This is a genomic window from Kitasatospora sp. NE20-6 (assembly GCF_045862635.1).
The window spans coordinates 1-584 of sequence record NZ_BPRL01000047.1 but is presented as its reverse complement, the minus strand read 5'-3'; the positions used below and the strand labels follow the sequence as shown (position 1 = coordinate 584).

Genomic DNA, 584 nt, shown 5'->3' with positions numbered 1-584 from the left:
GGGGGGGGGGGGGGGGGCGGGGCGGGGGGGGGGGGGCGGGGGGTGGGGGGGGGGGGGGCGGGGGGGGGCCCCCCCCCCACCCCTCCCGCGTTTTTCGCATTACCGGTCGGTAATACCAGGTTGAGAACACCGCGCGCGACCACCCCCGTGGCGTTCGCCACATTCCGGGTGGTGTTCGCCGCGGGCGAAACTCCGTTCCGCAGAGCGGAACCAGCCCGGTGTGCAGCCCCTCACCTGTCAACTCTCGCTCCGAGGAACACCTCTGTGAGCTGCGACGATACCCACCCAACCGGGGCAACCGGACACCCCGCGGCAAGTCGCCCGCCGGCGCCGGGGCAGCCCCGGACACCAGTCGCCGCGAACAAGTGCAAAGATGTATTTCCGGCACGACTGGGCGCCTTACAAAGGCTTCCCGCACCACCGGACCGCGACCGGCCCGGCGAACCGCACCCCTTTGCATGGAGGACGTGACGTGGCGAACGACGCCAGCACCGTTTTCGACGTAGTCATTCTCGGAGGCGGAAGCGGCGGTTACGCCGCGGCGCTCCGCGCCGCCCAGCTGGGTCTGAGCGTCGCACTGATCG

The 584-nt window shown here is 71.6% G+C and carries 1 protein-coding gene; it reads left to right on the top strand.

Features of this window, described 5'->3' with window-relative positions; genetic code table 11:
* Window positions 1-472: 472 nt before the first annotated feature.
* Window positions 473-584 (top strand): FAD-dependent oxidoreductase (locus SNE206_RS27960; protein WP_407916277.1); only part of this gene is annotated, 112 nt, incomplete at its 3' end.